Origin of the sequence: Streptomyces sp. NPDC001231 (genome assembly GCF_042896885.1) — a bacterium.
Classification (GTDB): Bacteria; Actinomycetota; Actinomycetes; order Streptomycetales; family Streptomycetaceae; genus Streptomyces.
In genome coordinates, this window is record NZ_JBIAXS010000010.1 from 219,652 (window position 1) to 245,851 (window position 26,200).

Annotated in this window: 24 protein-coding genes, 1 rRNA gene and 1 riboswitch; of the genes, 8 read left to right on the forward strand and 17 right to left on the reverse strand. The window is 70.2% G+C overall.

Going from position 1 to position 26,200, the window contains the following annotated elements; genetic code table 11:
• Positions 1-40: 40 nt before the first annotated feature.
• The 4 genes from kdpC to kdpF are packed head-to-tail and all read right to left on the reverse strand — an operon-like array spanning position 41 to position 4,599.
• Positions 41-673: a potassium-transporting ATPase subunit KdpC gene (gene kdpC / locus ACFY3J_RS15135; protein ID WP_390841008.1), complete on the reverse strand. Its 633-nt coding sequence runs from the start codon at positions 671-673 to the stop codon at positions 41-43.
• A gap of 4 nt (positions 674-677) precedes the next feature.
• Positions 678-2,801 carry a potassium-transporting ATPase subunit KdpB gene (kdpB, locus tag ACFY3J_RS15140; protein WP_384187362.1) on the reverse strand — a complete coding sequence of 708 codons (2,124 nt, stop codon included), beginning with the start codon at positions 2,799-2,801 and terminating at the stop codon, positions 678-680.
• The gene (kdpA, locus tag ACFY3J_RS15145; RefSeq protein ID WP_390841009.1) at positions 2,801-4,501 is read right to left on the reverse strand and encodes a potassium-transporting ATPase subunit KdpA; all 1,701 of its coding nucleotides are present in this window, start codon (positions 4,499-4,501) and stop codon (positions 2,801-2,803) included. Before kdpA ends, kdpB begins: the two co-directional genes overlap by 1 nt.
• 8 nt (positions 4,502-4,509) lie before the next feature.
• Positions 4,510-4,599, reverse strand: coding sequence for a K(+)-transporting ATPase subunit F (kdpF, locus tag ACFY3J_RS15150; protein WP_009326374.1), 90 nt, complete (start codon positions 4,597-4,599; stop codon positions 4,510-4,512).
• 317 nt (positions 4,600-4,916) lie between these two features.
• Here kdpF and ACFY3J_RS15155 point away from each other — a divergent pair, with 317 nt between their 5' ends.
• From ACFY3J_RS15155 to ACFY3J_RS15165, 3 genes are all read left to right on the forward strand, one after another.
• A complete protein-coding gene (locus ACFY3J_RS15155) occupies positions 4,917-5,474 on the forward strand; it encodes a hypothetical protein (RefSeq protein ID WP_384187370.1) in 558 nt (185 codons plus the stop codon).
• Positions 5,475-5,727: 253 nt separating this feature from the next.
• Complete coding sequence (locus ACFY3J_RS15160) at positions 5,728-7,677, forward strand: amino acid transporter (RefSeq protein WP_384187372.1); 1,950 nt, start codon at positions 5,728-5,730, stop codon at positions 7,675-7,677.
• Between the two features lie 65 nt (positions 7,678-7,742).
• On the forward strand, positions 7,743-8,135 hold the full coding sequence (locus tag ACFY3J_RS15165) for a molybdopterin-binding protein (protein ID WP_384187375.1): 393 nt from the start codon (positions 7,743-7,745) through the stop codon (positions 8,133-8,135).
• 10 nt (positions 8,136-8,145) lie between these two features.
• Here ACFY3J_RS15165 and ACFY3J_RS15170 read toward each other — a convergent pair whose 3' ends face one another.
• Entirely contained in the window at positions 8,146-8,607 is a 462-nt protein-coding gene (locus ACFY3J_RS15170) for a molybdopterin-dependent oxidoreductase (protein WP_390841010.1), read from the reverse strand.
• Positions 8,608-8,805: 198 nt separating this feature from the next.
• Between ACFY3J_RS15170 and modA the strand changes: the two genes are divergently transcribed.
• From modA to ACFY3J_RS15190, 4 genes are read left to right on the forward strand one after another with little or no spacing between them, the layout of a single operon-like run.
• A complete protein-coding gene (gene modA, locus ACFY3J_RS15175; RefSeq protein WP_390841016.1) occupies positions 8,806-9,630 on the forward strand; it encodes a molybdate ABC transporter substrate-binding protein in 825 nt (274 codons plus the stop codon).
• Complete coding sequence (gene modB / locus ACFY3J_RS15180) at positions 9,627-10,469, forward strand: molybdate ABC transporter permease subunit (protein ID WP_384187384.1); 843 nt, start codon at positions 9,627-9,629, stop codon at positions 10,467-10,469. The genes modA and modB overlap by 4 nt, the downstream gene beginning before the upstream one ends.
• 49 nt (positions 10,470-10,518) lie before the next feature.
• Positions 10,519-11,610, forward strand: coding sequence for an ABC transporter ATP-binding protein (locus ACFY3J_RS15185; RefSeq protein ID WP_390841011.1), 1,092 nt, complete (start codon positions 10,519-10,521; stop codon positions 11,608-11,610).
• 60 nt (positions 11,611-11,670) lie between these two features.
• Positions 11,671-12,090: a molybdopterin-binding protein gene (locus tag ACFY3J_RS15190; RefSeq protein WP_384187390.1), complete on the forward strand. Its 420-nt coding sequence runs from the start codon at positions 11,671-11,673 to the stop codon at positions 12,088-12,090.
• A 98-nt stretch (positions 12,091-12,188) separates the two neighbouring features.
• On the opposite strand, the gene gcvP is transcribed toward ACFY3J_RS15190, so the two are convergent.
• Positions 12,189-15,074: an aminomethyl-transferring glycine dehydrogenase gene (gene gcvP / locus ACFY3J_RS15195; protein ID WP_384187393.1), complete on the reverse strand. Its 2,886-nt coding sequence runs from the start codon at positions 15,072-15,074 to the stop codon at positions 12,189-12,191.
• 176 nt (positions 15,075-15,250) lie between these two features.
• Positions 15,251-15,345: riboswitch (glycine riboswitch) on the reverse strand.
• A 113-nt stretch (positions 15,346-15,458) separates the two neighbouring features.
• Between gcvP and ACFY3J_RS15200 the strand changes: the two genes are divergently transcribed.
• Positions 15,459-15,842 carry a PRC-barrel domain-containing protein gene (locus tag ACFY3J_RS15200; protein WP_361414887.1) on the forward strand — a complete coding sequence of 128 codons (384 nt, stop codon included), beginning with the start codon at positions 15,459-15,461 and terminating at the stop codon, positions 15,840-15,842.
• On the opposite strand, the gene ACFY3J_RS15205 is transcribed toward ACFY3J_RS15200, so the two are convergent.
• The 11 genes from ACFY3J_RS15205 to rrf all read right to left on the reverse strand — a co-directional run.
• On the reverse strand, positions 15,752-17,191 hold the full coding sequence (locus ACFY3J_RS15205) for a DNA polymerase IV (RefSeq protein WP_384187397.1): 1,440 nt from the start codon (positions 17,189-17,191) through the stop codon (positions 15,752-15,754). The genes ACFY3J_RS15200 and ACFY3J_RS15205 overlap by 91 nt on opposite strands.
• A 161-nt stretch (positions 17,192-17,352) precedes the next feature.
• Positions 17,353-18,036, reverse strand: coding sequence for a MerR family transcriptional regulator (locus ACFY3J_RS15210; RefSeq protein WP_384187400.1), 684 nt, complete (start codon positions 18,034-18,036; stop codon positions 17,353-17,355).
• Positions 18,037-18,227: 191 nt separating this feature from the next.
• Positions 18,228-18,701 (reverse strand): bifunctional nuclease family protein, encoded by a 474-nt coding sequence (locus tag ACFY3J_RS15215; protein ID WP_037684412.1) that lies wholly within the window; start codon positions 18,699-18,701, stop codon positions 18,228-18,230.
• 83 nt (positions 18,702-18,784) lie between these two features.
• Entirely contained in the window at positions 18,785-19,522 is a 738-nt protein-coding gene (locus ACFY3J_RS15220; RefSeq protein WP_384187404.1) for a MerR family transcriptional regulator, read from the reverse strand.
• Between the two features lie 17 nt (positions 19,523-19,539).
• Entirely contained in the window at positions 19,540-20,400 is an 861-nt protein-coding gene (locus tag ACFY3J_RS15225) for an FHA domain-containing protein (RefSeq protein WP_384187420.1), read from the reverse strand.
• A gap of 130 nt (positions 20,401-20,530) precedes the next feature.
• On the reverse strand, positions 20,531-21,400 hold the full coding sequence (locus ACFY3J_RS15230) for a DUF881 domain-containing protein (RefSeq protein WP_384187407.1): 870 nt from the start codon (positions 21,398-21,400) through the stop codon (positions 20,531-20,533).
• 5 nt (positions 21,401-21,405) lie between these two features.
• Complete coding sequence (locus ACFY3J_RS15235; RefSeq protein WP_003988855.1) at positions 21,406-21,738, reverse strand: small basic family protein; 333 nt, start codon at positions 21,736-21,738, stop codon at positions 21,406-21,408.
• Positions 21,735-22,631 carry a DUF881 domain-containing protein gene (locus tag ACFY3J_RS15240; RefSeq protein ID WP_384187409.1) on the reverse strand — a complete coding sequence of 299 codons (897 nt, stop codon included), beginning with the start codon at positions 22,629-22,631 and terminating at the stop codon, positions 21,735-21,737. The genes ACFY3J_RS15235 and ACFY3J_RS15240 overlap by 4 nt, the downstream gene beginning before the upstream one ends.
• A 143-nt stretch (positions 22,632-22,774) precedes the next feature.
• The gene (locus ACFY3J_RS15245; RefSeq protein WP_384187412.1) at positions 22,775-25,270 is read right to left on the reverse strand and encodes a sugar phosphate nucleotidyltransferase; all 2,496 of its coding nucleotides are present in this window, start codon (positions 25,268-25,270) and stop codon (positions 22,775-22,777) included.
• 117 nt (positions 25,271-25,387) lie between these two features.
• Positions 25,388-25,996, reverse strand: coding sequence for a CDP-alcohol phosphatidyltransferase family protein (locus ACFY3J_RS15250; RefSeq protein WP_384187415.1), 609 nt, complete (start codon positions 25,994-25,996; stop codon positions 25,388-25,390).
• A 109-nt stretch (positions 25,997-26,105) separates the two neighbouring features.
• A 5S ribosomal RNA gene (gene rrf / locus ACFY3J_RS15255) occupies positions 26,106-26,200 on the reverse strand; the annotation flags it as partial.

Sequence of the window (26,200 nt, forward strand, 5' to 3'; positions counted from 1 at the left end):
TCCGGAAGGCGACAAGAGTGCGCGGGGCGCGGGCGGGCCGTCAGCGGCCCGTGGTCAGTTCCCTGAGCGCGACGTTGAGTTGGAGGACGTTCACCCGCGGCTCGCCGATGAAGCCGAGGGTGCGGCTCTCGGTGTGCTCCCGCACCAGGTGCTCGACCCGCGCCACGGACAGGTGGTTGCGCTCCGCCACCCGGTGCGCCTGGAGCAGCGCGTACGCCGGGGAGATGTCCGGATCCAGACCCGAACCCGAGGAGGTCACGGCGTCGGCCGGAACCTGGGAGGGCTTCACCTCGTAGCCGGACGTGGAGTTGACCCTGACCACCTCTGCCCGAGCCTGCTCGATGGCCTTGACCAGCTTGGGGTTGTCGGCGGCGAGGTTGGTGGCGCCGGAAAGGACCAGCTTGTACTGGGTGTTCAGGGTGTTCGTGCCCAGCCCGGCGGCCGGGCGCGGCTGGAAGTAGTCGAGGCCGTAGTGCTGTTGCCCGATCAGGGAGGAGCCCACGACCCTGCCGCTCTCCCTGACCTCCGAGCCGTTCGCCCGGTGCCCGAGGAAGGCCTGGGCCACGCCCGTGACGACGAGCGGGTAGACGACTCCGGTGAGCAGCGTCAGCGCGAGCAGCGCCCGCAGGGCCGCCGCCAGCAGACGGCCGGTGTTCACAAAGGTCTGGTTCATGTCGTCAGCCGATCCCGGGAATCAGGGAGATGATCAGGTCGATGAGCTTGATCCCGACGAAGGGCGCGATCAGCCCGCCGAGGCCGTAGACGGCGAGGTTGCGGCGGAGCATCCGGTCCGCGCTCGTCGGCCGGTAGCGCACACCCCGCAGGGCGAGCGGCACCAGCGCGATGATGACCAGCGCGTTGAAGACGACCGCGGACAGGATCGCCGAGTCCGGCGAGGACAGCCGCATGATGTTCAGCTTGTCCAGGCCCGGGTAGACCGCGGCGAACAGGGCCGGGATGATCGCGAAGTACTTCGCCACGTCGTTGGCGATGGAGAACGTCGTGAGCGCGCCGCGGGTGATCAGGAGCTGCTTGCCGATCTCGACGATCTCGATCAGCTTGGTCGGGTCGGAGTCGAGGTCGACCATGTTGCCGGCCTCCTTGGCGGCCGACGTACCGGTGTTCATCGCCACGCCGACGTCGGCCTGGGCCAGCGCGGGCGCGTCGTTGGTGCCGTCACCGGTCATCGCGACCAGCTTGCCGCCGCTCTGCTCGCGCCTGATCAGCGCCATCTTGTCCTCGGGCGTGGCCTCGGCGAGGAAGTCGTCGACACCGGCCTCGCTCGCGATCGCCCGAGCGGTCAGCGGGTTGTCGCCCGTGATCATGACGGTTTTGATGCCCATCCGGCGCAGTTCGGCGAAACGTTCCCGCATACCGTCCTTGACCACGTCCTTGAGGTGGATGACGCCCAGGACCCGGGCGCCGTCCTGGTCCTGCACGGCGACCAGCAGCGGTGTGCCGCCGGCCGCGGAGATCTCCTTCGAGAGGCGGTCGGCGTCCTCGCCGATCCGCCCGTCCTGCTCCTCGACCCAGGCGATGACGGATCCGGTCGCGCCCTTGCGGATCCGTCGGCCGTCCACGTCCACGCCGGACATCCGGGTCTGGGCGGTGAACGCGATCCACTCGGCTCCGGCGAGCTCGCCCTGGTGCCGCTCGCGCAGCCCGTACTTCTCCTTGGCCAGCACCACCACGGAACGGCCCTCGGGCGTCTCGTCGGCCAGCGAGGAGAGCTGGGCGGCGTCCGCCAGTTCGGCGGCGGTGGTACCGCGCACCGGTACGAACTCCGCGGCCCTGCGGTTGCCGAGGGTGATCGTGCCGGTCTTGTCCAGGAGCAGCGTCGACACGTCCCCGGCGGCCTCCACCGCCCGTCCCGACATGGCCAGCACATTGCGCTGGACCAGCCGGTCCATGCCCGCGATGCCGATGGCCGACAGCAGCGCGCCGATCGTCGTCGGGATCAGGCAGACCAGCAGCGCGACCAGCACCACCATGGTCAGGTGGGTGCCCGCGTAGTCGGCGAACGGCGGCAGCGTGGCGCAGGCGAGGAGGAAGACGATCGTCAGTGAGGCGAGCAGGATGTTCAGCGCGATCTCGTTGGGCGTCTTCTGCCGGGCGGCTCCCTCGACGAGGCCGATCATCCGGTCGATGAAGGTATCGCCGGGCTTGGTGGTGATCTTGATGACGATACGGTCGGACAGCACCCTGGTGCCGCCGGTCACCGCGGACCGGTCGCCGCCGGACTCGCGGATCACCGGCGCCGACTCCCCGGTGATGGCCGACTCGTCGACCGAGGCGACGCCCTCGACGACGTCCCCGTCGCCGGGGATGACGTCGCCCGCCTCGCACACGACGAGATCGCCGACATGCAGCTCGGTGCCGGGGACCTCGGTCCCGTCCAACCGGTGCGCCACGGTGTCGGTCTTGGCCCGGCGCAGGGTCTCCGCCTGCGCCTTGCCACGGCCCTCGGCGACCGCCTCGGCGAGGTTGGCGAAGAGGACGGTCAGCCACAGCCAGGCGCTGATCGCCCAGCCGAACCAGTCGCCCGGCCTGGTGAGGGAGAAGGCGGTGGTCAGCAGCGAGCCGATCCACACCACGAACATCACCGGTGACTTGACCATCACCCGCGGATCGAGTTTGCGGAAGGCGTCGGGCAGCGACCTGACCAGCTGCCGGGCGTCGAAGAGACCGGCACCGACCCGGCTCCGGCCGGACGGGTGCCCGGTGGGCACGTCGCTGTGCGGTGCCCGGGTCCTGGTGACTGCGGACATGGAGTCCTCGTGGTTCTGTGTGGAGGTGGTCATCACGCCAGCCCCTCGGCGAGCGGGCCCAGTGCGAGGGCCGGGAAGTACGTCAGACCGACGACGATCAGGACGGCGCCCACCAACATGCCGGTGAACAGCGGCTTCTCGGTGCGCAGGGTGCCCGCGGTGACCGGCACCGGCCGCTGCGCGCCCAGGGAGCCGGCCAGGGCGAGGACGAACACCATGGGCAGGAAGCGGCCGAGCAGCATGGCGAGCCCGGTCGTGGTGTTGAACCAGTCGGTGTTGGCGTTCAGGCCGGCGAAGGCCGAGCCGTTGTTGTTCGCGGCCGAGGTGTAGGCGTAGAGCACTTCGGAGAATCCGTGCGCGCCCGGGTTGAGCGCCGAGTGCGGCGGGGTCGGCAGGGCCATCGAGAGAGCGCTGAACACCAGCACCAGCGCCGGGGTGATCAGGATGTAGACGGCGGCCAGCTTGATCTCCCGGGAGCCGATCTTCTTGCCCAGGTACTCGGGTGTGCGCCCGACCATCAGACCGGCGATGAAGACCGCGATGACGGCCATGATCAGGATGCCGTACAGGCCGGAGCCGACTCCGCCGGGCGCGATCTCCCCGAGCATCATGCCGAGCATCGCGATCCCGCCGCCGAACCCGGTGAGCGAGGAGTGCGCGGCGTCGACGGCGCCGGTCGAGGTGAGCGTGGTCGACGCCGCGAAGATCGAGGAGGCGCCGATGCCGAACCGGACCTCCTTGCCCTCCATCGCGCCGCCCGCGATCCGCAGCGCGCCCTCGTGGTGGGCGAACTCGGTCCACATCATCAGGGAGACGAAGGCGAGCCAGATGGTGGCCATCGCCGCGAGGATCGCGTAGCCCTGCCGGACCGAGCCGACCATGACGCCGAACGTCCGGGTCAGCGCGAAGGGGATCACCAGGATCAGGAAGATCTCGAAGAGGTTGGAGAACGGGGTCGGGTTCTCGAAGGGGTGGGCGCTGTTGGCGTTGAAGTAGCCGCCGCCGTTGGTGCCCAGTTCCTTGATGGCCTCCTGGGAGGCCACCGCGCCGCCGTTCCACTGCTGCGAGCCGCCGAGGAACTGGCCGGCCTCGTGGATCCCGGAGAAGTTCTGGATCACCCCGCAGGCCACCAGCACGATCGCGGCGACCCCGGCCAGCGGGAGGAGGATGCGCACGGTGCCGCGCACCAGATCGGCCCAGAAGTTGCCCAGTTCACCGGTGCGCAAGGGGGTCCCCCCTGCTCGAGCGGAGCCGAGAGCTCGGGGGAGGGCGAAGCCGCGTACCAGTGCCACGGCCACCGCCATGCCGACGGCGGCGGAGGCGAAGTTCTGCACGGCGAGACCGGCGGTCTGCACCACGTGCCCCATGGTCTGCTCGCCGGAGTACGACTGCCAGTTGGTGTTGGTGACGAAGGACGCGGCGGTGTTGAAGGCCTGGGCGGGGCCGACGGACCGGAAACCGAGCGAGAGCGGCAGCACGCCCTGGATCCGCTGGAGCAGGTACAGGAAGAGGACACCGGCGAGGGAGAAGGCGAGCACGGCGCGGATGTACGCGGGCCAGCGCATCTCCACGTCCGGATCGGCGCCGACGGCCCGGTAGATCCATCTCTCGACCCGCAAGTGGCGCTGCGCGCGGTAGACACCGGCCATGTAGGTGCCGAGCGGAGCGTGGGCGAGCGCCAGTGCGGCCATGAGAGCGAGCAGCTGGAGGACTCCGGCGAGTACGGGACTCATGACGCTACTCAGAACCTCTCCGGGAAGATCAGGGCGAGGACGAGATAGCCCAGCAGGGCGACGGCCACGACCAGGCCGACGACGTTCTCGGCGGTCACAGCTTCGTCACCCCCTTGACGGCGAGGGCCACGAGCGCGAACACCGCGAGCGTGATGACGACGAAGGCCACATCGGCCATCGCGAACTCCTGGAATGAGAGGCGAACGGACATCGACGATTCGAGGAAACGACCTCCTCTGCCCGATTCCGACCACCGTTGACGGCTCTCATACGGCGGCACACCCACCCTTGACGGACCCCTGACGACGCGCCACCCGGTCGCGTCGGCGGAGTGGCATCAAGAACCGGCCCGGGCGCGTCAGGGGCGTGTCAAGGGCAGGTGCCGAAGGCCTCGGGGGGCTCTAACGTCGAGCACATGGGACACCGCGACGACGAGCGAGCCGGCACCGATCCGGTGCCGCGGGAACCCGGCCGCGAGGCCCGCACCCATCCGTGGGCGCGGGAGCTGCGCACCTCGGTCGGCTGCTCCGTGGCGCTGCTCGCCCTGCTGCTCCTGATCGACTGGGGCACCGGCAGCCTCACCTGGTGGCGCGGGGTGCTCTGGTTCACGCTCGCGGTTCTGCTCTTCGTGGTGCTGTGCCCGCCCCGCGTCCACGCCGGTCGGGGCTGGATCGCTTCTCGGTCGCTGCTGCGCAGCCGCCTGGTCCGTACCGATCTGCTGGTGTCGGTGCGCGCGGTCGACGGCGTCTGCCGGCGGCTGGTGCTGCTGGACTCCCTCGGCGGGCGGGTGGAGCTGGATCCCGAGGTCCTGGTGGACCATCCCGACGTCTGGTACCGCCTCGACGAGGACGCCCGGCACTGTGTGGCGGCGGGCAGGCTCCAGTGCGGGACGGACGAGCTGCGCGACATCTCCGAGCAGGTGGACCGGGAGACCGCACTGGCGGTGTTCCGTGTCTCGGGACTGGAGTCATGACGCCGGGTGTCCGCCCGGGCCCCGCCATTGTGTCTCCCCCGGACGGCCGAAGGCGCGGTGACAGCTGCGTGTCCGCTGGTCATGAAGTGACGCCTGGGTCGTCACAGCCGCTTTTGCCAGAAGATTGACGTCTGCTCACTCGGGTACTCGTGAGCCCCTGCGTTACTCTCCGCATACGCTGGTGACCCGTCCGCATGATGGCCGGTCCGTGACGGCCCGGTCCGCACGCGAGCCACACCTCAGGAGCAGGGGCATGGCGACCACCGAGCACCCTCCCAGTCGTCTGCGCGCCTGGATGCTGGAGGGCCTGTCCGACATGGGCAAGGGCATTCAGCAGGCCCCGCACGCCCTGCCGGAGCCCCCGCACAAGGGACAGCGGTGGTGGAGGGTGATGTGCCTGACCGGCGTGGACTACTTCTCGACGCTCGGGTACCAGCCGGGTATCGCGGCGCTGGCGGCCGGGCTGCTGTCGCCGATCGCCACCCTCGTGCTGGTCCTCGTCACCCTCGCGGGTGCCCTGCCGGTGTACCGCAGGGTGGCGGCGGAGAGCCCGCACGGCGCGGGCTCGATCGCGATGCTGGAGCGGCTGCTGTCGTTCTGGCAGGGCAAGCTGTTCGTGCTGACCCTGCTCGGCTTCGCCGCCACCGACTTCCTGATCACCATGACGCTCTCGGCCGCGGACGCCTCGACCCACCTGGTGGAGAACCCGCATCTGACGGCCGCGCTGCACAGCCACCAGATACTGATCACGCTCCTGCTCATCGCGCTGCTCGGCGCGGTCTTCCTCAAGGGCTTCGTGGAGGCGATCGGCGTCGCCTTCGCCCTGGTCGGGGTCTATCTCGCGCTGAACGCCGTCGTGGTGGTCGTCGGTCTGTGGCACGTCCTGACCGCCGGTCATGTGGTCAGCGACTGGACCAGCGCGCTGACCGCCCAGCACGGCAACGTCTTCCTCATGGTCGGCGTGGCCCTGCTCGTCTTCCCCAAGCTGGCGCTCGGCCTGTCCGGCTTCGAGACCGGCGTCGCCGTCATGCCGCACGTGCGGGGCAACCCGGACGACACCGAGGAGCGGCCCACCGGCCGGATCCGGGACACCAGGAAGCTGCTCACCACGGCCGCGCTGATCATGAGCTGCTTCCTGATCGCCACCAGCTTCATCACCACGCTGCTGATCCCGGCGCCGGAGTTCAAGGCCGGCGGCCAGGCCAACGGCCGTGCCCTGGCCTATCTGGCGCACGAGTACCTCGGCAACACCTTCGGCACGGTCTACGACGTCTCGACCATCCTGATCCTGTGGTTCGCGGGCGCCTCCGCGATGGCCGGGCTGCTCAACCTGATGCCGCGGTACCTGCCCCGCTACGGAATGGCCCCGCACTGGGCGCGGGCGGTCCGCCCGATGGTCATCGTCTTCACCCTGATCGGCTTCCTGGTCACCTGGATCTTCGACGCCAACGTCGACAAGCAGGGCGGCGCGTACGCCACGGGCGTGCTCGTGCTGATCAGCTCCGCGGCGATCGCCGTGACCATCGCCGCCCGCAGGGCCGGCCAGCGCAAATGGACCATCGCGTTCGGGGTCATCTCGGCCGTGTTCCTCTACACGACCGTCGTCAACGTCATCGAGCGCCCCGACGGTGTGAAGATCGGCGCCTGCTTCATCGCCGGGATCATCCTGGTCTCGCTGCTGTCGCGGCTCGCCCGTTCCTTCGAGCTGCGGGTGACGAGCGTGACGCTGGACGGCATGGCGGAACGGTTCGTCAGAGACATCGCCAGCCGCAAGATCCGGTTCATCGCCAAGGAGCCCGAACGGCGGGACAAGTCCGATTACCGCGACAAGATCGAGCAGATCCGCAGCGACAGCGACATCCCGCTCACGGAGGACTTCGTCTTCGTCGAGGTGACGGTCACCGACCCCTCGGAGTTCGAGGCCGGCCTGACCGTGCACGGCGAGGTCAGGCACGACCGCTACCGCGTGCTGGCCCTGGAGTCCGCGGCCGTCCCGAACGCCCTGGCCGCACTCCTCCTCCACGTCCGGGAGATGACCGGCCGCACCCCGCACATCTACTTCGAGTGGACCGAGGGCAACCCGTTCGCCAACTTCCTGCGCTTCTTCCTCTTCGGCCAGGGTGAGGTCGCGCCGGTCACCCGCGAGGTGCTGCGCGAGGCGGAGCCGGACCGCGCCAAGCGGCCACGGGTGCACACCGGCTGACCGCGCCCGCGAACGGGCCACCCCCAGGTCGGCCCCACGCCGCCCGCGGCCCTATCGTGACCGGCATGCAGTCCTACACGATCGGGCAGGCAGCCCGGCTGCTCGGCGTCAGCCCGGACACCGCGCGCCGCTGGGCGGACGCGGGCCGGATGGCCACCCACCGCGACGACAGCGGACGCCGGCTCATCGACGGCCGGGACCTCGCCGCGTTCTCGGTCGAGCTGGCCCGGTCCGGCGGCGAGGAGGGCCCCTCGTACACGTCGGCCCGCAACGCCTTCGCCGGCATCGTGACCGCCATCAAACTCGGCGACGTCGCCGCCCAGGTCGAGATCCAGGCCGGACCGCACCGCCTGGTCTCCCTGCTGACCCGGGAGGCCGTGGAGGAACTGGGCCTGGAGGTCGGCATGGAGGCCACCGCCCGCGTGAAGTCGACGAACGTGCACATCGACCGCACGTAGCCGAAAGCACTCACACCCGGGCACGCGCGCGATAGCCGCCGTCCACCCGTATCGCCCGGACACCGCTGACGTACCGCGCGCCGCAGCGGTCCTGCGGCAGGACCAGCTGGGGGCCGGCGCCGTCGAGCCGGGTGCCGTCGATGGTCACCGCGAGCAGGACCGGAGCGTCGGCGAAGTCGGGATCGATCTCGGCCCACGACAGCAGCGCGTGATGCCCGTCGGCGGCCGTGACCGCGATCAGGAAGCGCAGCCGGTCCTTGCGCCGGGCCGGGTCGAAACCGGGCCCCGCCGCGGACAGCACGTCGTACAGGCGCGGTCCGGTGAACCGGTGGTGCTGCACTCCGCTGGTGGCGCAGTCGAAGGCGACTCCCACCCCGTGCTGCGGCCACCCGAGCAGATCCCGCACGGTCAGCCGGGACGGGCGGGCGAGGTCGCCGGTCAGGGCGAGCTCCGCGAGCGTCACGGGCACCACCTCCTGAGTGTCCGTACCCGAACGACCGCCCCGGACAAACGCACATGCAAGCCGTGCGTCGCGCATCGCCAGCTCATGCAATGCAACAGAGCCCTTACACCTGGCAATTGCGCCAGTATGATCGCGACACGACCAGATGAGCGGTCGTGGCAGGGCGCGACAGCTTCTTCCGTGCAGAGCCAGAGGAGTAGAACCGTGATGACCCGTTCTACGCGACGGACCAGGATGCTGAAGTCGGGAGTTGCGGGGGCCGCGGCGTTGCTGGCTCTCAGCGCCTGCTCCTCCTCGTCCTCCGACGATTCGTCCTCGGCCGGGTCCGGCACGTCGGCGTCCGCCGCGCCGAAGCTGTCCGGCACCGTGACCGTCTTCGCCGCCGCCTCGCTGAAGGAGAGCTTCACCACGCTCGGCAAGCAGTTCGAGCAGCAGCACCCGGGCACCAAGGTCACCTTCAACTTCGGCGGCAGCGACAGCCTCGCCGCGAGCATCACCTCCGGTGCCCCCGCCGACGTGTTCGCCGCCGCCAGCACCAAGACCATGGCGATCGTGACCGACAAGAAGGACGCGGCCGGCACCCCGGTCACCTTCGTCCGCAACCAGCTCGAGATCGCGACCGCGCCGGGCAACCCGGACAAGATCTCCTCGCTGAAGGACCTCACCAGGTCCGGCCTGAAGGTCGTCCTGTGCGACAAGACCGTGCCCTGCGGCGCCGCCGCCCAGAAGGTGCTGGACGCGAGCCGGCTCAAGCTGACCCCGGTCTCCTACGAGCAGGACGTCAAGAGCGCCCTGACCAAGGTCGAGCTGAAGGAGGCCGACGCGGCCCTCGTCTACAAGACCGACGTGCAGGCCGCCGCCGGCAGGGTCCAGGGCGTGGAGTTCCCCGAGTCGGCCGAGGCCGTCAACGACTACCCGATCACCCTGCTCAAGAACGCGCCCAACGCCACTGCGGCCAAGGCGTTCGTCGAGCTGGTGACGTCGGCCGAGGGCCAGAACGTCCTGACCGGGGCCGGGTTCCTGAAGCCGTGACCGAGATCGACGAGGCCCGCGCCGTGACCCGGAGGAACGGGTCGCGGCGCGGCCGCGCGCTCGGCGGGGCGCCGCTGCCCCTGCTGGTCCCCGCCCTGGTCGGACTGGCCTTCCTGCTGCTGCCGCTGATCGCCCTGCTGATCCGGGCCCCCTGGCGCAGCCTGCCGGACCAGCTGACCAGCGCCGAGGTGTGGCAGGCACTCCAGTTGTCCCTGGTCAGCGCGACCGCCGCCACCGCGGTGAGCCTGGTGCTCGGCGTCCCGCTGGCCTGGCTGCTGGCCCGTACGGACTTCCCCGGACGCGGATTCGTCCGGGCGCTGGTCACGCTGCCGCTCGTGCTGCCCCCGGTCGTGGGCGGTGTGGCCCTGCTGCTGGCCCTGGGGCGCAATGGTGTCGTCGGGCAGTGGCTGGACTCCTGGTTCGGAATCACGCTGCCCTTCACCACGGCCGGGGTGGTGGTCGCGGAGGCGTTCGTGGCCATGCCGTTCCTCGTGATCAGCGTCGAGGGCACGCTGCGGGCCGCCGATCCGCGCTACGAGGAGGCGGCCACCACGCTGGGCGCCTCCCGCTTCACCGCGTTCCGCCGGGTCACCCTGCCGCTGATCGCGCCGGGCATCGCCGCGGGCGCCGTGCTCGCCTGGGCGCGGGCACTCGGCGAGTTCGGCGCGACGATCACCTTCGCCGGCAACTTCCCCGGCCGTACGCAGACCATGCCGCTGGCCGTCTACCTGGCCCTGCAGAACGACCCGGCTGCGGCGATCGCCCTGAGCCTGGTGCTGCTCGCGGTGTCGATCGCCGTACTGGCGGGTCTGCGGGACCGTTGGATGACGGCCTCCTGATCAATCCACCGCCGATCCCGACCCGCCCCGTATCCAGGACGTTCATCACATGACCGACATCGAACGGACCACCGCCGACGTACGTGCCGCGGGCGCGCCCGGGGAGGGCCTGGACGCCCGTCTCGTCGTCGACCGCGGCGGCTTCCGCCTCGACGTCCCCCTCACCGCCGCCCCCGGCGACGTGGTGGCGCTGCTCGGCCCGAACGGCGCCGGGAAGACGACGGCTCTGCGCGCGCTGGCGGGCCTGGTCCCGCTCACCGGCGGCCATCTGCGCCTGGACGGCACCGCGCTGGACCGCACACCGCCCGAGGCACGCCCGGTCGGCGTGGTCTTCCAGGACTACCTGCTGTTCCCGCACCTGTCGGCCCTGGACAACGTGGCGTTCGGGCCGCGCTGCCGGGGCGCGTCGAAGGCCGAGGCCCGCGCGCAGGCCACGCGGTGGCTGGACCGGATGGGGCTGGCCGACCACACCGGTGCCAAGCCCCGCCGTCTCTCCGGCGGCCAGGCGCAGCGCGTGGCCCTGGCCCGCGCCCTGGCCACCGGGCCCCGGCTGCTGCTGCTCGACGAACCGCTCGCCGCGCTCGACGCCCGCACCCGGCTGGAGGTCCGCGCCCAGCTGCGCCGGCACCTCGCCGAGTTCGAGGCCGTCGCCGTCCTGGTCACCCATGACCCGCTGGACGCGATGGTGCTGGCCGACCGGCTCGTCGTCGTCGAGCACGGCCGTGTCGTCCAGGAGGGCACCCCGTCGGAGATCGCCCGCCGTCCGCGCACCGACTACGTCGCACAGCTCGTGGGCCTGAACCTCTACCACGGGCAGGCCGAGGGCCACACCGTCCGCCTCGCAACCGGTCCCGACATCACCACCACCGAGGACCTGACGGGAGCGGTCTTCGTGGCCTTCCCGCCGAGTGCGGTCACTCTCCACCGGGACCGCCCCTCGGGCTCGAGCGCGCGCAACCTGTGGCGCTGCGAGGTCGCCGGCCTGGAGACCCACGGCGACCAGATCCGCGCCGACCTGGCCGGCGAACTCGCCCTCACCGCTGACCTGACCACGGTCGCCGCCGCCGAGCTGGACCTGCACCCGGGCGCGGCGGTCTGGGCGACCGTCAAGGCGACGCAGACCCACGCCTACCCGGCCTGAGGCACCGGCCGCCCTACGGTGGGTGATCACCACGTCCCCCACCCACCGCGAGGCACGCCCGTGAGCCTGAGCATGCGCAACCAGTTGCCCGGCACGGTCACCACCGTCACCGCCGGCGAGGCGATGGCCCTCGTTCACGTGCGACTGGACGGAGGCGGACAGCTCACGTCCGCGATCACCAGGGACGCCGTCGAGGACCTGCGCCTGACCGAGGGCACCGCCGTGCGCGCCCTGGTGAAGTCGACGGAGGTGTCCCTGGCCACCGGGCCGGTCGAGGGCCTGTCCATCCGCAACCGGCTGCCGGGCACCGTCACCGGGATCGCCCTCGGCGCGGCCATGGCGTCCGTCCGGGTCGAGGTGGAAGGCGGCGAGCTGACTGCCGCGATCACCAGGGACGCCGCCACCGAACTCGGCCTGGCCGCGGGCACACGCGTCACCGCCCTGATCAAGTCGACCGAGGTCTCCCTGGCCACCGTGTGACACGGCTGGGGTCCTTCGTTCGGATCAGCCGGGCATGATCCGAACGAAAGACCCCTGGGCTCCCTCCCGGGCCGGACGGGAGCCCGTGAGCCGCTCGATCAGTCCTCGTACGCGTCCAGCGGCGGGCAGGAGCAGACGAGGTTGCGGTCGCCGAAGGCCTGGTCGATGCGGCGCACCGGCGGCCAGTACTTGTCGGCCACCGAGACCCCGGCCGGGAAGACGGCCTCCTCACGGGTGTAGCCGTGCTGCCACTCCCCGCCGAGCGCGGCGGCGGTGTGCGGGGCGCCGTGCAGCGGGTTGTCCTCCGCGGGCCACTGGCCGGAACCGACCTTCTCGATCTCGGCGCGGATCGCGATCATCGCATCGCAGAACCGGTCCAACTCGGCCAGGTCCTCGGACTCGGTCGGCTCGATCATCAGCGTGCCGGCCACCGGGAACGACATCGTCGGCGCGTGGAAGCCGTAGTCGATCAGCCGCTTGGCCACGTCGTCCACGGTCACCCCGGTCGCCTTGGTCAGCGGGCGCAGGTCGATGATGCACTCGTGGGCGACCAGGCCGCCGGGACCGGTGTAGAGCACCGGGTAGTGCGGCTCGAGGCGCTTGGCGACGTAGTTGGCGCTGAGCACGGCGACCTGCGTGGCCCGCTTGAGGCCCTCGCCGCCCATCAGGCGGACGTAGGCCCAGGAGATCGGCAGGATGCCGGCCGAACCCCACGGCGCGGCCGAGATCGGGCCGACTCCGGTCTCCGGACCGGCGTCGGGCTGGAGCGGGTGGTTGGGCAGGTACGGCGCCAGGTGGGCGCGCACACCGACCGGGCCGACGCCGGGACCGCCGCCGCCGTGCGGGATGCAGAACGTCTTGTGCAGGTTCAGGTGGGAGACGTCGCCGCCGAAGTGACCCGGCTTGGCGAGGCCCACCAGGGCGTTGAGGTTGGCGCCGTCGACGTACACCTGGCCGCCGGCCTCGTGGACCTGCGCGCAGATGTCGGCGACGTGCTCCTCGAACACGCCGTGCGTGGACGGGTAGGTGATCATCAGCACGGCCAGCTGCTCGCGGTACTGCTCGATCTTCGCCCGCAGGTCCTCGACGTCGATCTCGCCGTCCTCGGCGGTCTTGACGACGACGACCTTCATGCCGGCCATCACGGCGCTGGCCGCGTTGGTGCCGTGCGCGGAGGACGGGATGAGGCAGATGGTGCGCTGCTCGTCGCCGTTGGCACGGTGGTAGCCGCGCACGGCGAGCAGACCGGCCAGCTCGCCCTGGGAACCGGCGTTCGGCTGAAGGGAGACCTTGTCGTAGCCGGTGACCTCGGCGAGACGTCCCTCCAACTCCCGGATGAGGGTGAGGTAGCCCTGCGCCTGCTCGGCGGGCACGAAGGGGTGCAGCTGCCCGAACTCCGGCCAGGTGACCGGCTCCATCTCGGTCGTCGCGTTGAGCTTCATGGTGCACGAGCCCAGCGGGATCATGCCGCGGTCGAGCGCGTAGTCGCGGTCGGACAGCCGGCGCAGGTAGCGCAGCATCGCGGTCTCGGACCGGTACTGGTGGAAGACGGGGTGGGTGAGGTAGACGTCGTCGCGCAGCAGCGCCTCGGGCAGCGCGTCCTCGGCGGCCGCGTCCAGCGCCTCGATGTCGCCCCCGACGCCGAAAGCGGCCCACACGGCGCGCAGCCGGTCCCGGGTGGTGGTCTCGTCGCAGGCGACCGAGACGTGGTCGGCGTCGACCAGGCGCAGGTTCACGCCGCCCTCGCGGGCCGCGGCGACGACCTCGGCGGCACGCCCCTCCGCCTTGACGGTCAGCGTGTCGAAGTACGCGCCGTGCACGACCTCGAAGCCGCCGGCCTCGAGGCCCTCGGCGAGGACGGTGGCGTAGCGGTGGGTGCGCAGCGCGATGTCCCGCAGGCCCTCGGGGCCGTGGTAGACCGCGTACATGCCGGCCATGACGGCGAGCAGCACCTGGGCGGTGCAGATGTTGCTGGTGGCCTTCTCGCGGCGGATGTGCTGCTCACGGGTCTGCAGGGCGAGGCGGTAGGCCTTGTTGCCGTCGGCGTCGACGGAGACGCCGACCAGGCGGCCGGGCAGGCTGCGCGCGAACTTCTCGTGCACCGCCATGTAGCCGGCGTGCGGGCCGCCGAAGCCCATCGGCACGCCGAAGCGCTGGGTGGTGCCGACGGCGATGTCCGCGCCCAGCTCGCCGGGCGACTTCAGCAGGGTGAGCGCGAGCAGGTCGGCGGCGACGGTGACCAGGGCACCCAGCTCGTGCGCCTGGTCGATGACGGGCTTCAGGTCGCGCACCGCGCCGGAGGCGCCCGGGTACTGCAGCAGCACGCCGTTGATCTCGCGCTCGGCGATCTCGGCGGGGATGCCCGCGCCGAGGTCGGCGACGACGACCTCGACGCCGGTCGGCTCGGCGCGGGTCTCGATGACGGCGATGGTCTGCGGCAGCGCATCCGCGTCGACCAGGAACAGGCCCTTCTTGTTCTTGCCCATGCGCCGGGACAGCGCCATGGCCTCGGCGGCTGCGGTGCCCTCGTCGAGCAGCGACGCGCCGGAGGTCGGCAGGCCGGTCAGGTCGGCGACCACGGTCTGGAAGTTCAGCAGCGCCTCGAGGCGGCCCTGGGAGATCTCCGGCTGGTAGGGGGTGTAGGCGGTGTACCAGGCCGGGTTCTCCATGACGTTGCGCAGGATGACCGGAGGGGTGAAGGTCCCGTAGTAGCCGAGTCCGATCATCGAGCCGAGGACCTGGTTGCGGTCGGCGAGGGAGCGCAGCTCGGCCAGCACCTCGGCCTCGGTCCGGGCGCCGGGCAGGTCGAGCGCGTCGGCGTTCTTGATCACATCGGGCACCGCGGCGGCGGTGAGCTCGTCGAGCGAGCCGTAGCCGACCTGCGCGAGCATCTTGGCCCGCGCCTCCTGGTCGGGCCCGATGTGGCGCTGTTCGAAGGGGATGCCCTGTTCGAGCTCGGAGAGCGGAATGCGCTGGGCGGTCATTGCGGAGGCCTCCTGGTCTGACACGACCTTCGAGGGACACCACGGCACGGGTGCCCCGACGGCCTCCCCCTCTGTCATCTCAACCTGAGAGCTTCACCGGGCCACCTGAGGGCTCCCGGTTTTCACCGTCGGTGAGAGCGGAAGCCGTCGACACCCGCTCTGCTTTCCAGAGTGACCTCGTCCGTGCGGTACGTGGGCCTGAGAGATTCCGGGGAGGATTTGCTCCTTCGGCGCCCCCGGTGGTACCGGAGGGCTCTCCCGCACGGGGTCAGCAGCCGTTGCCAGCGTACCAGCGGGGCAGCCGCACGGGTCTTCGAGTGGCCGCCCCGCTGAATGTGCTCTTTTGTAGTGCTTACGAATGAGTTGCGACCACATGGAGGGACAGTGCAGACGGAGATCGATCCGCGCAACCTGATCGGCCGCAAGGCGTTCGACCGCAGCGGCCACAAGATCGGCACGGTGGACGAGGTCTACCTCGACGACGCGACCGGTGTGCCGGAGTGGGCGGCCATACGCACCGGCTTGTTCTCCCGGGACGCCTTCGTCCCCCTGGAGCCCAGCGAACTGGTCGAGGGCGCCCTGCGCGTCCCGTTCGACCGCGCACTGATCAAGGAGGCTCCCGACTTCGGCGTGGGCCGCCATCTGTCCCCCGAGCAGGAACTGCAGCTCTACCACCACTACGGCCTCGACGTGGCCCCTCCACCGACCGTCCCGGACCACCACTTCGGCAAGCTGGCGGGCTCCGGCTCGGGTCCGGACGAGAGCTGAGCCGGAGGAACCGGCGGGACCGGAGGAACCAGAGGGAGGGGCTCGGCCGGTTCCAGGTCCGGGTCGTCCATGAGGAAGGTGCGTACCCGGCCCGGCGCGGAGTCGGGGGTCTCGAAGCGCACGGTGACGCGGCCGAGGCCGCTGCCCTGTACCCATCCGTGGCCGTACTCGGCGTGCCGTACGTCGTGGCCCGCCGGCCACCGCCGCTCGGTGGGTGCCGGCTGCCGCTCGGCGGGTTCCTCCGGCCGCTCCTCGGCCGTACCCTCCGCCTGCGCGCCCGCGGCCTGCGCGAACAGGTCCTCCTGGGTGTAGTCGGCGAGCCCGGACACACCCACGCCGAGCAGCCGTACGCCGCCGGTGGTGTCCACGGAGTCCAGCAGCCGGGCGGCCGCCTCCCGTATCACCGCGGGGTCGTCGGTGGGCCCGCGCAGGGTCTCGGAGCGGGTCAGGGTGGAGAAGTCGTAGCGGCGCACCTTCAGCACGATGGTGCGCCCGGACAGACCGGCCCCGCGCAGCCGCCCCACGCACCGGTCGGCGAGCCGCTGCACCTCCAGGGCCACCCGGACGCGGTCGTGGATGTCCACGTCGTAGGTGTCCTCGACGGACACCGACTTCGTCTCGCGCTCGGCGACGACGGGACGCTCGTCCTGCGCCAGCGCCATCGCGTACAGCGCGTGCCCGTGCGCTTTGCCGAGCAGCCGTACGAGCTCGTCCTCGCCGGCCTCGGCGATCTCCTCGACGGTGTGGATCCCGGCCCGCCGCAGGTGGTCGCCCGTGGCCGGGCCCACGCCCGGCAGGGTCCGCACGGACAGCGGACCGAGCAGGGCCCGCTCGGTGCCGGGCTCGATGAGCACCAGCCCGTCGGGCTTGGCCTGCTCGGAGCCGATCTTGGCGAGCATCTTGGAGGCGGCCAGACCCACGGACCCCGTGAGCCCCGTGACGGCCCGGATGTCGGCACGCAGCCTCGTCCCCGCCAGCCGGGCTGATTCCGCGTCCCAGGCGGCTCCCCCGGCCTCCAGGTCCACGAACGCCTCGTCCAGGCTCAGCGGCTCCACCAGGGGCGACAGCACCCGCAGCAGGCCCATCACCCGCTCGCTGATGGAGCGGTAGAAGGCGAAGCGCGGCACGAGGTACGCGGCGTTCGGCGCCAGCCGCCGCGCCTGGGCCATCGGCATCGCGGAGTGGACGCCGAAGACGCGCGCCTCGTACGACGCCGTGGCCACCACGCCGCGCGGTCCCAGTCCGCCCACGACCACGGCCTTCCCGCGCAGGCTCGGCTTGGACGCCTGCTCCGCGGAGGCGAAGAAGGCATCCATGTCGAGATGGAGGATCGTGGGTGCGGTTCTCACATCTACGATGCTGCACCACGCCACTGACAACGCCCCGGTTCCGGCGGCACCCGTACGGGCTCTCGAAAGCCGGTCCGGGGTCCGAGCGGGCCGCTCGGGCCGATCTGCAGCTTTGGGGCCAGGTCAGTGGTCGAAACGACCGGAGCCGGCCGAGGGGCCGCTCAGACGGCCCGGTTGCGCCGCCGGGCGAGCTCGTCGCCCGGGTTGTGCCCCACGAGCGTCTCCCCGGTGTCGATGCGCTCACCGTGCAGCTGCGACAGCGCGCTCTCCACATCGCGCCACACCACGCCGACGGCGATGCCGAAGATTCCCTGGCCCCCCTGGAGCAGGGCGTGCACCTCGTCGGGCGACGTGCACTCGTACACCGTGGCACCGTCGCTCATCAGCGTCATCCGCTCCAGGTCACGCAGACCGCACTCGCGCAGGTGCTGGACGGCGCTACGGATGTTCTGCAGCGACACGCCGGTGTCGAGGAACCTCTTGACGATCTTCAGGACGACGACGTCCCGGAAGCTGTAGAGGCGCTGTGTGCCGGACCCGTGGGCGGGACGCACGCTCGGCTCGACCAGCCCGGTGCGCGCCCAGTAGTCCAGTTGCCGGTAGGTGATGCCGGCGGCCGCGCAGGCCGTCGGACCGCGGTAGCCGATCTGCTCGGTCGCCATGGCCGCCGCCCCTCCGCTGCTCGGCACCGCCGTCGGTCGCTGCGGAGCACGACCGGCCACGCCCCCGGTAGGGGGATACCCCCCACTCGGTCGGAGCCGAGAGCTCGGGGGAGGGTACGGACCGCTTCCCCCGGCATTGCGTCCGGGGGCACCCCCAGCCGTACCGTCGCCGCTGCTTCTCACGCCGACCTCCGTCCTTGACCTGCCTCCTCGACGGTAGGCAGTCACCAGGGGTGCGTCAACGATCGCCACACTCGGCACGCCGAGTGATAATCACCCTAAGAGTGGTTTCGCGTACCCCATCGCCGGGAAAGGCTATCCGAATGCCTCGGAGGGAGGCCGCGGGACGGTCTCCCGTGGCTCCTGCGGGCGCTTCACTGGCTGCTGGTGCCGAAGTCCTCCGGCGAGATCTGATCGAGGAACTCGCGGAACTTCTCCACCTCGTCCTCCTGCTCGTCCGGGATCGCGATGCCCGCGTCGTCGAGCACCGTGTCGCTGCCGAAGATCGGCGTCCCGGTACGCAGGGCCAGCGCTATGGCGTCGGACGGCCGAGCGCTCACCTCGACACCGCTGGCGAACACCAGCTCGGCGTAGAAGACGCCTTCACGCAGGTCCGTGATGCGCACTTCCGTGAGTTCCTGGCCGACCGCTTCCAGCACGTCCTTGAACAGGTCGTGGGTCAGCGGTCGCGCAGGGGCCATGCCCTGTTGGGCGAAGGCGATCGCCGTCGCCTCCCCTGGCCCGATCCAGATGGGGAGGTAACGGTCGCCTCCCACTTCACGCAGGAGCACGATCGGCTGGTTGGAGGGCATCTCGACCCGGACACCTACGACATCGAGCTCGTTCACACAGCAACCCTAGGCGGTGCCCCGACCGTTTGGGTAGTCGGGCCGGTCATGGGAGGAGGATCCAGCCGCCTCCCCGGCCCGGCTCACGGCAGCCGCACCCCCAGCGCGGCCTGGACCAGCACCGTGTGCAGCCGCACCGTGAGCTCCGCGAGCTCCTTGGCGCGCGCCTCCGCATGTGCCCTGGTCTGCGGGTTGCGGTGCCGCTTGAGCGGGGCCACCACCTGGTCGACGAGCCCGGCCTCCCGGTCGGCGGCCGCCTTCATCACCCGCAGGTGCCGGGGCTCGATCCCGAAACGCCCCAGCTCGGAGACGAGCGAGGCCACGGTCACCGCCTCGGCGCCGTAGGCCCCGTCCGCCAACGGAGTGAGCAGCCCGTACGACTCCCACTCCCGCAGCTCCCCCTCCTCGATGCCGGCGGCGGCGAGCAGCTCGGTGCGCCCGATCCGGGCCCCCGTGGGCGCCTCGGCCGGCGCCGGCACGGCAGCGCCGTCACGCTGCCGGCCGACCGCCGGCAGGTGGACCGCCTCGCCGCGCTCCATCGCGTCCAGATACTCGCGGATCACCTTCAACGGCAGGTAGTGGTCCCGCTGCATCCGCAGGACCAGGGCCAGCCGCTCGACGTCGTCGGTGCTGAACTTGCGGTACCCCGAGGGGGTGCGCCGCGGCTCGACGAGCCCCTCCGACTCCAGGAAACGGATCTTGGAGACGGTGACCTCGGGGAACTCGTCGCGCAGCACGTTCAGCACCGTGCCGATGCTCTTCAGCCCACTGTCCGTGGCGGCGGCGCCGTGCCCGGCACCGCCGCTCGGTGATTGACGCATGGACCTTCCCTGACAGGTCAGACGCCCTGCCGGCTCGAGTAGAAGACCAGCCGGTACTTGCCGATCTGCACCTCGTCACCGTTGGACAGCGCGACCTGGTCGATCGGCTCCCGGTTGACGTACGTGCCGTTCAGACTGCCGACGTCGGCCACCGTGAACGAGCCGTCCGGGCTGCGGCGGAACTCCACATGGCGACGCGAGACCGTCACGTCGTCCAGGAAGATGTCGCTCTGCGGATGACGCCCTGCCGTGGTCAGCTCGCCGTCCAGGAGGAAGCGACTGCCGGAGTTCGGGCCGCGGCGCACCACCAGCAGGGCCGAGCCCAGCGGCAGCGCGTCGACAGCCGCCTGTGCCTCCGGTGAGAGCATCGGCGTCTGGCCGGTGGCCTCGGCGTCGTAGGCCTCGAGGCCGGAGATCGAGATCGTCGAGGTCGTCTCCGACGAGCGCTCCGGCGTCGCACCGGGCCGCAGCGGCGCACCGCAGTTGGAGCAGAAGCGGCTGTTCTCCGCGTTGCGGTTACCGCACCTCGTACACACCAGGGCCGACATGGACGGATCCTCCTGCCGCGGCTGCCCCGCGGGGGCATCGGACGCGTACGGGCCGGCGGCAAACCCTCCAGCCGTACCTGAGGTCGACGGTTGCCCGAAACCTATGCCGCCCGACTGGGCAGGGTCAACCGACGACGCGTCCTGACCGGCCACCTGGTCCCTGAACAGCGGACGCTGACCCTCGGCGTCAGGCTGTGCGCGATGACGGGCCGTCGCGTTCTGGCCGCCCTCTCGCGCGCTCTTGCCGAACAACTTCGCAAACAACTTCACGGGCGATTCCCCTTGACCGAAACAGACCCGCCCGTGGGGCAGGACGAACCCTGACTGCATACACCGGTCGACCCGGACATCTTCACAACGTCCGTATCCACCAGACAGTTTCCACCACGCACCACCCAATCGATGCGCCGACCCCCCGCAACCTCATGCCCCTGCCGGACGACCGCCATGCACCGCCGGTTCACCGCGAGGACGACCGAGCGTAGTCAGGCCTCTTCGCCGCCCGCAAGGCGTCCACGACGATCTTGTCCGAACGGTCGATCGTCACGGTGGCCTGCTCCTTCTCCAGGGTCTGCACCACGCCTCCAGGAATGTTGAGCGCCGGTTCGAGGTCCTGCGGCTTGCCGATGACCTTGAAACGATACGGGGCGTTGATCTTGTTCCCGTCGACGTCCACGCTCTTGCCGGAGTCGGTGAGATAAGTGTTCGCAACCACGCGTACACCGTTCACCTCGATCGCCTCCGCACCGGCCGCGCGCAGCTCCTGTATCGCGTCGAGCAGCATGTCCGCCCGGACCGTCCCCTTCGTGTCCTCTATCGTCACCGTGATGCCGGGCCCCTGCGCGGCCACCGTGCCCGCGAGGATGCCGAGTTGCTTCTCCTTCTCGGCCGTCTGCCTGCGGGCCTCCTCGGCCTGGTCCGAGCTGTTCTCCAGCTCCTGACGCTGCTTCTCCAGACCCTGCTTCTCGTCTTCAAGACGCTGAGTACGGTCGTCCAGTTCATCGAGGATGCGGACGAGATCCTCCTGCCGGGCGCCGCGCAGCGCGTTGTCTCCGCTGCTGTTGGAGGCGACCTGGACGGCGAGCCCGAAGCCCAGGCCGAACAGCAGCAGGGCGACGACGAGTTGGGCCCGTGTGAAGCGCGGCGGCCACAGCCCCTGGGCCAGCCGCTGGCGACCGGTCAGCGCGGGCTCGGAACTCTCCTCGGCGCCGGGGCCCTCACCTGCGGCAGCCTGCGCGGGAACCTCCTCGGGCAACTCCTGGCGCAGCCGCTGCTGCTCGGGCTGGGTGTCCTGCTGCCCGTTCCCGGGCTGTTCGTCCTGGTGGCTCATGATTCTCACGCCCGGAACACGTGCCGTCGGATCGCCGCGGCGTTGGAGAAGATGCGGATACCGAGGACGACCACGACACCCGTGGACAGCTGGGCGCCCACGCCCAACTTGTCGCCCAGGAAGACGATCAGCGCGGCCACGACCACGTTGGACAGGAACGACACGACGAAGACCTTGTCGTCGAAGATGCCGTCCAGCATGGCCCGCAGGCCACCGAAGACGGCGTCCAGCGCCGCGACGACGGCGATCGGCAGATAAGGCTCGACGACGGCCGGAACCTCCGGCCGGACCAACAGGCCGGCCACCACTCCCACGACGAGGCCCAGTACGGCGATCACGATGTGCCTTTCTCAGTGCTCGGCTGTGCTGTACGTACGATCACACTCGGTGCGGCGGCCAGCCGCAGGTCGCTCTCCACGGAGATGCTGCTCCGGATGCCGTAGTTGTCCTTCAGGGCCTGGAGGTACAGCCCGTCGGGGCTGTCCTGGAACCGGGCGCTCAGCCGTTTCCCGTCCCCCACGGCGAGCACCGTGTACGGCGGCACCAGCGGCTTGTTGTCGACCAGTATCGCGTCACCCGCGGCCCTGATCGCCGACAGGGCCGTCAGCCGCTGTCCGTTGATGGAGACGGCTTCGGCACCCGACTGCCACAGCCCGTTCACCACCCGCTGCATGTCCCGGTCCCGCACCCGGCCGGTGTCGGAGAAACCCGACGTCCCGCGCGGATTGCCGCCGCCGCTCGTGCCGGCCTCCTTGGCGTCGTCCACCACGAGCCTCATACCGGGGCCGTACACCTCGCTGGCGCCTGCCAGCATGCTCACCAGGTCGGCCTGCGGGTTGCCGCCGGTGTGCCGCAGCGCCTCGCGCTGCCGCGCGTTCACGTCGTCCCTCAGCTTGTCGACGGTGCCCTCGAGCTTGTCGGCCGCCGCGGTCTCCTTGTCGATGCGGTCGATCAGCTCCTGGCGCTCCTTGGCGACGACCGGGGCCGCCACACGGGCCTGTGCCGCTCCCACGGTCACCACGAGCCCGGCCAGCACCAGCCCGCCCGCCAGGCCGAGCTTCGCCCGGACGGTTTTCGGCATGCCGCTCTCGCCCGCGGCCTTCTTCCGAGCGGCGGCCTCGGCGTAACCGTCGTCGAGGCTGTGGTCCATGACGTTGGTGATCAACGACATGGAGGCGTCCGGTCGGGAGGGCCGCGCGGTGTTGCTCCGAATGGGGGGTTGCTGCGGCATGCCGCACATCGTCGCACGACGTGGCCGTGACCTCCGAATGGCCCCACCGGCGTGCCGGACAGGCCCCCTTGGGGGACACTTGTCCGGCACGCGTGCGTGCTGTCCGTTTTACCGGCCGGCGCCCTGATCCACGGGTCGGCGTTCTACCGGCCGGCGCTGTCCACGACCTCCGCCCACTCGTCCAGCAGCGTCTGGGCGGAGGCGTCGTCGGGCCCCTCGGCCCACAGATGGGTGACCGCTTCGGCAGGGTCGGGCAGGACCATCACCCAGCGGCCGTCGGTCTCCACCACCCGCACACCGTCCGTAGTGTCCACGAAGCGGTCACCGGCCGCCTCGACGACCCGGCGCATCACCAGGCCCTTGACGGCCCACGGCGTCGCCAGATCGCGCTTGAGGACGTGCGCACGCGGAATCCGGGCGTCGATCTGGCTCAGGGTGAGCTGAGTGCGCGCGACCAGCCCGATGAGCCGTACGAAGGCCGCGGTGCCGTCGTAGACGCTGCTGAACTCCGGGACGATGAACCCGCCCTTGCCGTCGCCGCCGAAGATCGTCCCCTCCTCGCCGCCGACCCGTGTGAGGTCGTCGGGCGAGGTCGTCGTCCACTCCACCTGGGTGCCGTGGTAGGCGGCCACCTGCTCGGCGATCCGAGTGGTCGTGACGGGCAGCGCCACCCTGCCGCTGCGCCGCTCGGCTGCGATGAGGTCGAGCATCACCAGCAGCGCCCGGTCGTCCTCGATGATGCGGCCCCTCTCGTCGACGAGCGACAGCCGCTCGCCCACCGGGTCGAACCGCACACCGAACGCGGCCCCGGAGGACGCCACGATCTCGCCGAGCCGCACCAGACCCGAGCGCCGTACGTCGGCGGTCTCTGTCGGCCGGGCCTCGTTCAGCCCGGGGTTGATCGTCAGCGAGTCCACCCCGAGCTTGCCGAGCAGGCTGGGCAGCACGAGTCCGGCGCTGCCGTTCGACGCGTCCACGACGACCTTGAGCCCCGACTCGGCGATCCCGGTGGTGTCGACGTTGCGCAGCAGCGACCCGGTGTACGAGTCGAAGACGCTGGACGGGAAGTACAGGTCACCGATCTCGCCGGGGAACGCACGCCGGTACTCCTGGCGCGCGAAGACCCGGTCCAGCTTGCGCTGGCTGCCCTGCGACAGGTCGGCGCCCTGTCCGTCGAAGAACATGATGTCGACCGAGTCGGGCACCCCGGGCGTGGTCCGGATCATGATGCCGCCCGCGCTGCCCCGCGCGGTCTGCTGCCGCGCGACCGGCAGCGGCACGTTCTCCAGGTCCCGTACGTCGATGGCGCTGGCCTGGAGGGCCGAGATCACCGCCCGCTTGAGCGCGCGGGCACCCCGGGAATGGTCGCGGGCCGTGGTGACCGTGGAGCCCTTCTTGAGCGTGGTCGCATAGGCGCCGGCGAGCCGTACGGCGAGCTCCGGGGTGATCTCCACGTTCAGGATCCCGGACACTCCGCGGGCCCCGAAGAGGTGCGCCTGGCCCCGCGACTCCCAGATCACCGAGGTGTTGACGAAGGCGCCGGCCTCGATGGTCTTGAACGGGTACACCCTCACGTTGCCCTGCACGATCGATTCTTCACCGATCAGGCACTCGTCACCGATGACCGCGCCGTCCTCGATCCGCGCCGCGCGCATGATGTCGGTGTTCTTGCCGACGACACAGCCACGCAGGTTGCTGTGCTGGCCTATGTACACGTTGTCGTGCACGACGGCCTTGTGCAGGAAGGCCCCGCTCTTCACGACGACGTTGGAGCCGACGACGGTGTGCTCACGGATTTCGGCGCCGGCCTCCACCTTGGCGTAGTCGCCGATGTAGAGCGGCCCACGCAGCACGGCGTCCGGGTGCACCTCGGCGCCCTCGGCGACCCAGACTCCCGGGGAGATCTCGAAGCCGTCGATCTCGACGTCGACCTTGCCCTCCAGGACGTCGGCCTGCGCCTTCACATAGCTCTCGTGGGTGCCGACGTCCTCCCAGTAGCCCTCGGCGATATAGCCGTAAATCGGCTTGCCTTCCTTCATCAGCTGCGGGAAGACATCGCCGGACCAGTCGACCGGAACGTCGGGGTCGACGTAGTTGAACACCTCGGGCTCCATCACGTAGATGCCCGTGTTCACGGTGTCGGAGAAGACCTGGCCCCAGGTCGGCTTCTCCAGGAAGCGCTCGACCTTGCCCTCTTCATCGACGATGGTGATACCGAATTCCAGCGGATTGGGTACGCGCGTGAGACACACGGTCACCATCGCGCCCTTTTCCTTGTGGAATTCGATCAGCCGGGTGAGGTCGAAGTCGGTCAGGGCATCACCGGAGATGACGAGGAACGCGTCGTCCTTCAACGCCTCCTCGGCGTTCTTGACGCTTCCGGCGGTTCCGAGTGGCTTCTCCTCGTTGGCATAGGTGAGCTCCATTCCGAGCTCTTCACCATCACCAAAGTAGTTCTTGACCAACGAGGCCAGGAACTGGACTGTGACGACGGTCTCATTCAGCCCATGCCTTTTGAGCAGCCTCAGCACATGCTCCATGATCGGCCGGTTGGCCACCGGCAGGAGCGGCTTGGGCATGCTTGAGGTCATCGGACGAAGGCGCGTGCCTTCGCCTCCGGCCATCACGACGGCCTTCATGTCGGAAGCGTCCTCCTCCAAGAGACGACGATCTAGCCGACTGCACCCGTCCTGATTGTCCCGCACTTTTCCCAGGCGGGCCATCGGAGTCCCCGCGGCTGCCTCGTTGAGGGGAACTCAGTCGGCCGTGGCGTCCGCACGGACCAGACGGCGGACTTGTACCACGTAGAGGACTCCTGCCCACCAATAGAGCGTTGTACCCCATCCTGCGAACGCCCATCCGAAAATGGCCGCGAGTGACGCGATCCATCCGCTGCCGTCACTGAGCAGCAACAAGGGGAACGCATACATCAGGTTGAACGTCGCCGCCTTCCCCAGGAAGTTCACCTGCGGCGGCGGGTAACCATGTCGCCTGAGGACACCCACGGCCACCAGGAGCATCAATTCGCGTGCCAGGAGAAGAGCGGTCAGCCACAGCGGCAGAATCTCGCGCCAGGTGAGACCGAGGAGGGTGGAGAGAACATAGAGCCGGTCGGCGGCGGGGTCGAGCAGCCGGCCGAGGCTGCTGACCTGGTTCCACCGTCGTGCGAGTTTGCCGTCGAGGTAGTCGCTGACCCCGCTCAACGCCAGCACCAGCAGTGCCCAGCCATCACTCTTGGGGCCACCGAACTCCGGCCGGAGGATCAGCCACAGGAAGAGGGGTACGCCGACGAGCCGCGCCATGCTGAGGATGTTCGGGATGGTGAGGACCCGGTCCGTCTGGACACGGGTCTCCTGGACCTCCACCCGGGGGCCTCCTGTGGGAAAGATACCGACGATGCCTCCTGACCTTACCCCAACGCAAAAAAGCTCCGGCTCCCGGGCTGTTTGCCCAGGAGCCGGAGCTCTAAAGGTAGTTCGGCGGCGTCCTACTCTCCCACAGGGTCCCCCCTGCAGTACCATCGGCGCTGTAAGGCTTAGCTTCCGGGTTCGGAATGTAACCGGGCGTTT

Bases quoted from the DNA above. Each gene is read 5' to 3' on its own strand.
- ACFY3J_RS15240 (WP_384187409.1), bottom strand. From the start codon at position 22,631: ATGCCGCAGCAACCCCCCATTCGGAGCAACACCGCGCGGCCCTCCCGA.
- kdpC (WP_390841008.1), bottom strand. From the start codon at position 673: ATGAACCAGACCTTTGTGAACACCGGCCGTCTGCTGGCGGCGGCCCTG.
- gcvP (WP_384187393.1), bottom strand. From the start codon at position 15,074: ATGACCGCCCAGCGCATTCCGCTCTCCGAGCTCGAACAGGGCATCCCC.
- modA (WP_390841016.1), top strand. From the start codon at position 8,806: ATGACCCGTTCTACGCGACGGACCAGGATGCTGAAGTCGGGAGTTGCG.
- ACFY3J_RS15220 (WP_384187404.1), bottom strand. From the start codon at position 19,522: ATGCGTCAATCACCGAGCGGCGGTGCCGGGCACGGCGCCGCCGCCACG.
- kdpA (WP_390841009.1), bottom strand. From the start codon at position 4,501: ATGAGTCCCGTACTCGCCGGAGTCCTCCAGCTGCTCGCTCTCATGGCC.
- ACFY3J_RS15245 (WP_384187412.1), bottom strand. From the start codon at position 25,270: ATGAAGGCCGTCGTGATGGCCGGAGGCGAAGGCACGCGCCTTCGTCCG.
- ACFY3J_RS15225 (WP_384187420.1), bottom strand. From the start codon at position 20,400: ATGCAGTCAGGGTTCGTCCTGCCCCACGGGCGGGTCTGTTTCGGTCAA.
- kdpB (WP_384187362.1), bottom strand. From the start codon at position 2,801: ATGACCACCTCCACACAGAACCACGAGGACTCCATGTCCGCAGTCACC.
- ACFY3J_RS15160 (WP_384187372.1), top strand. From the start codon at position 5,728: ATGGCGACCACCGAGCACCCTCCCAGTCGTCTGCGCGCCTGGATGCTG.
- ACFY3J_RS15155 (WP_384187370.1), top strand. From the start codon at position 4,917: ATGGGACACCGCGACGACGAGCGAGCCGGCACCGATCCGGTGCCGCGG.
- ACFY3J_RS15230 (WP_384187407.1), bottom strand. From the start codon at position 21,400: ATGAGCCACCAGGACGAACAGCCCGGGAACGGGCAGCAGGACACCCAG.
- ACFY3J_RS15185 (WP_390841011.1), top strand. From the start codon at position 10,519: ATGACCGACATCGAACGGACCACCGCCGACGTACGTGCCGCGGGCGCG.
- ACFY3J_RS15165 (WP_384187375.1), top strand. From the start codon at position 7,743: ATGCAGTCCTACACGATCGGGCAGGCAGCCCGGCTGCTCGGCGTCAGC.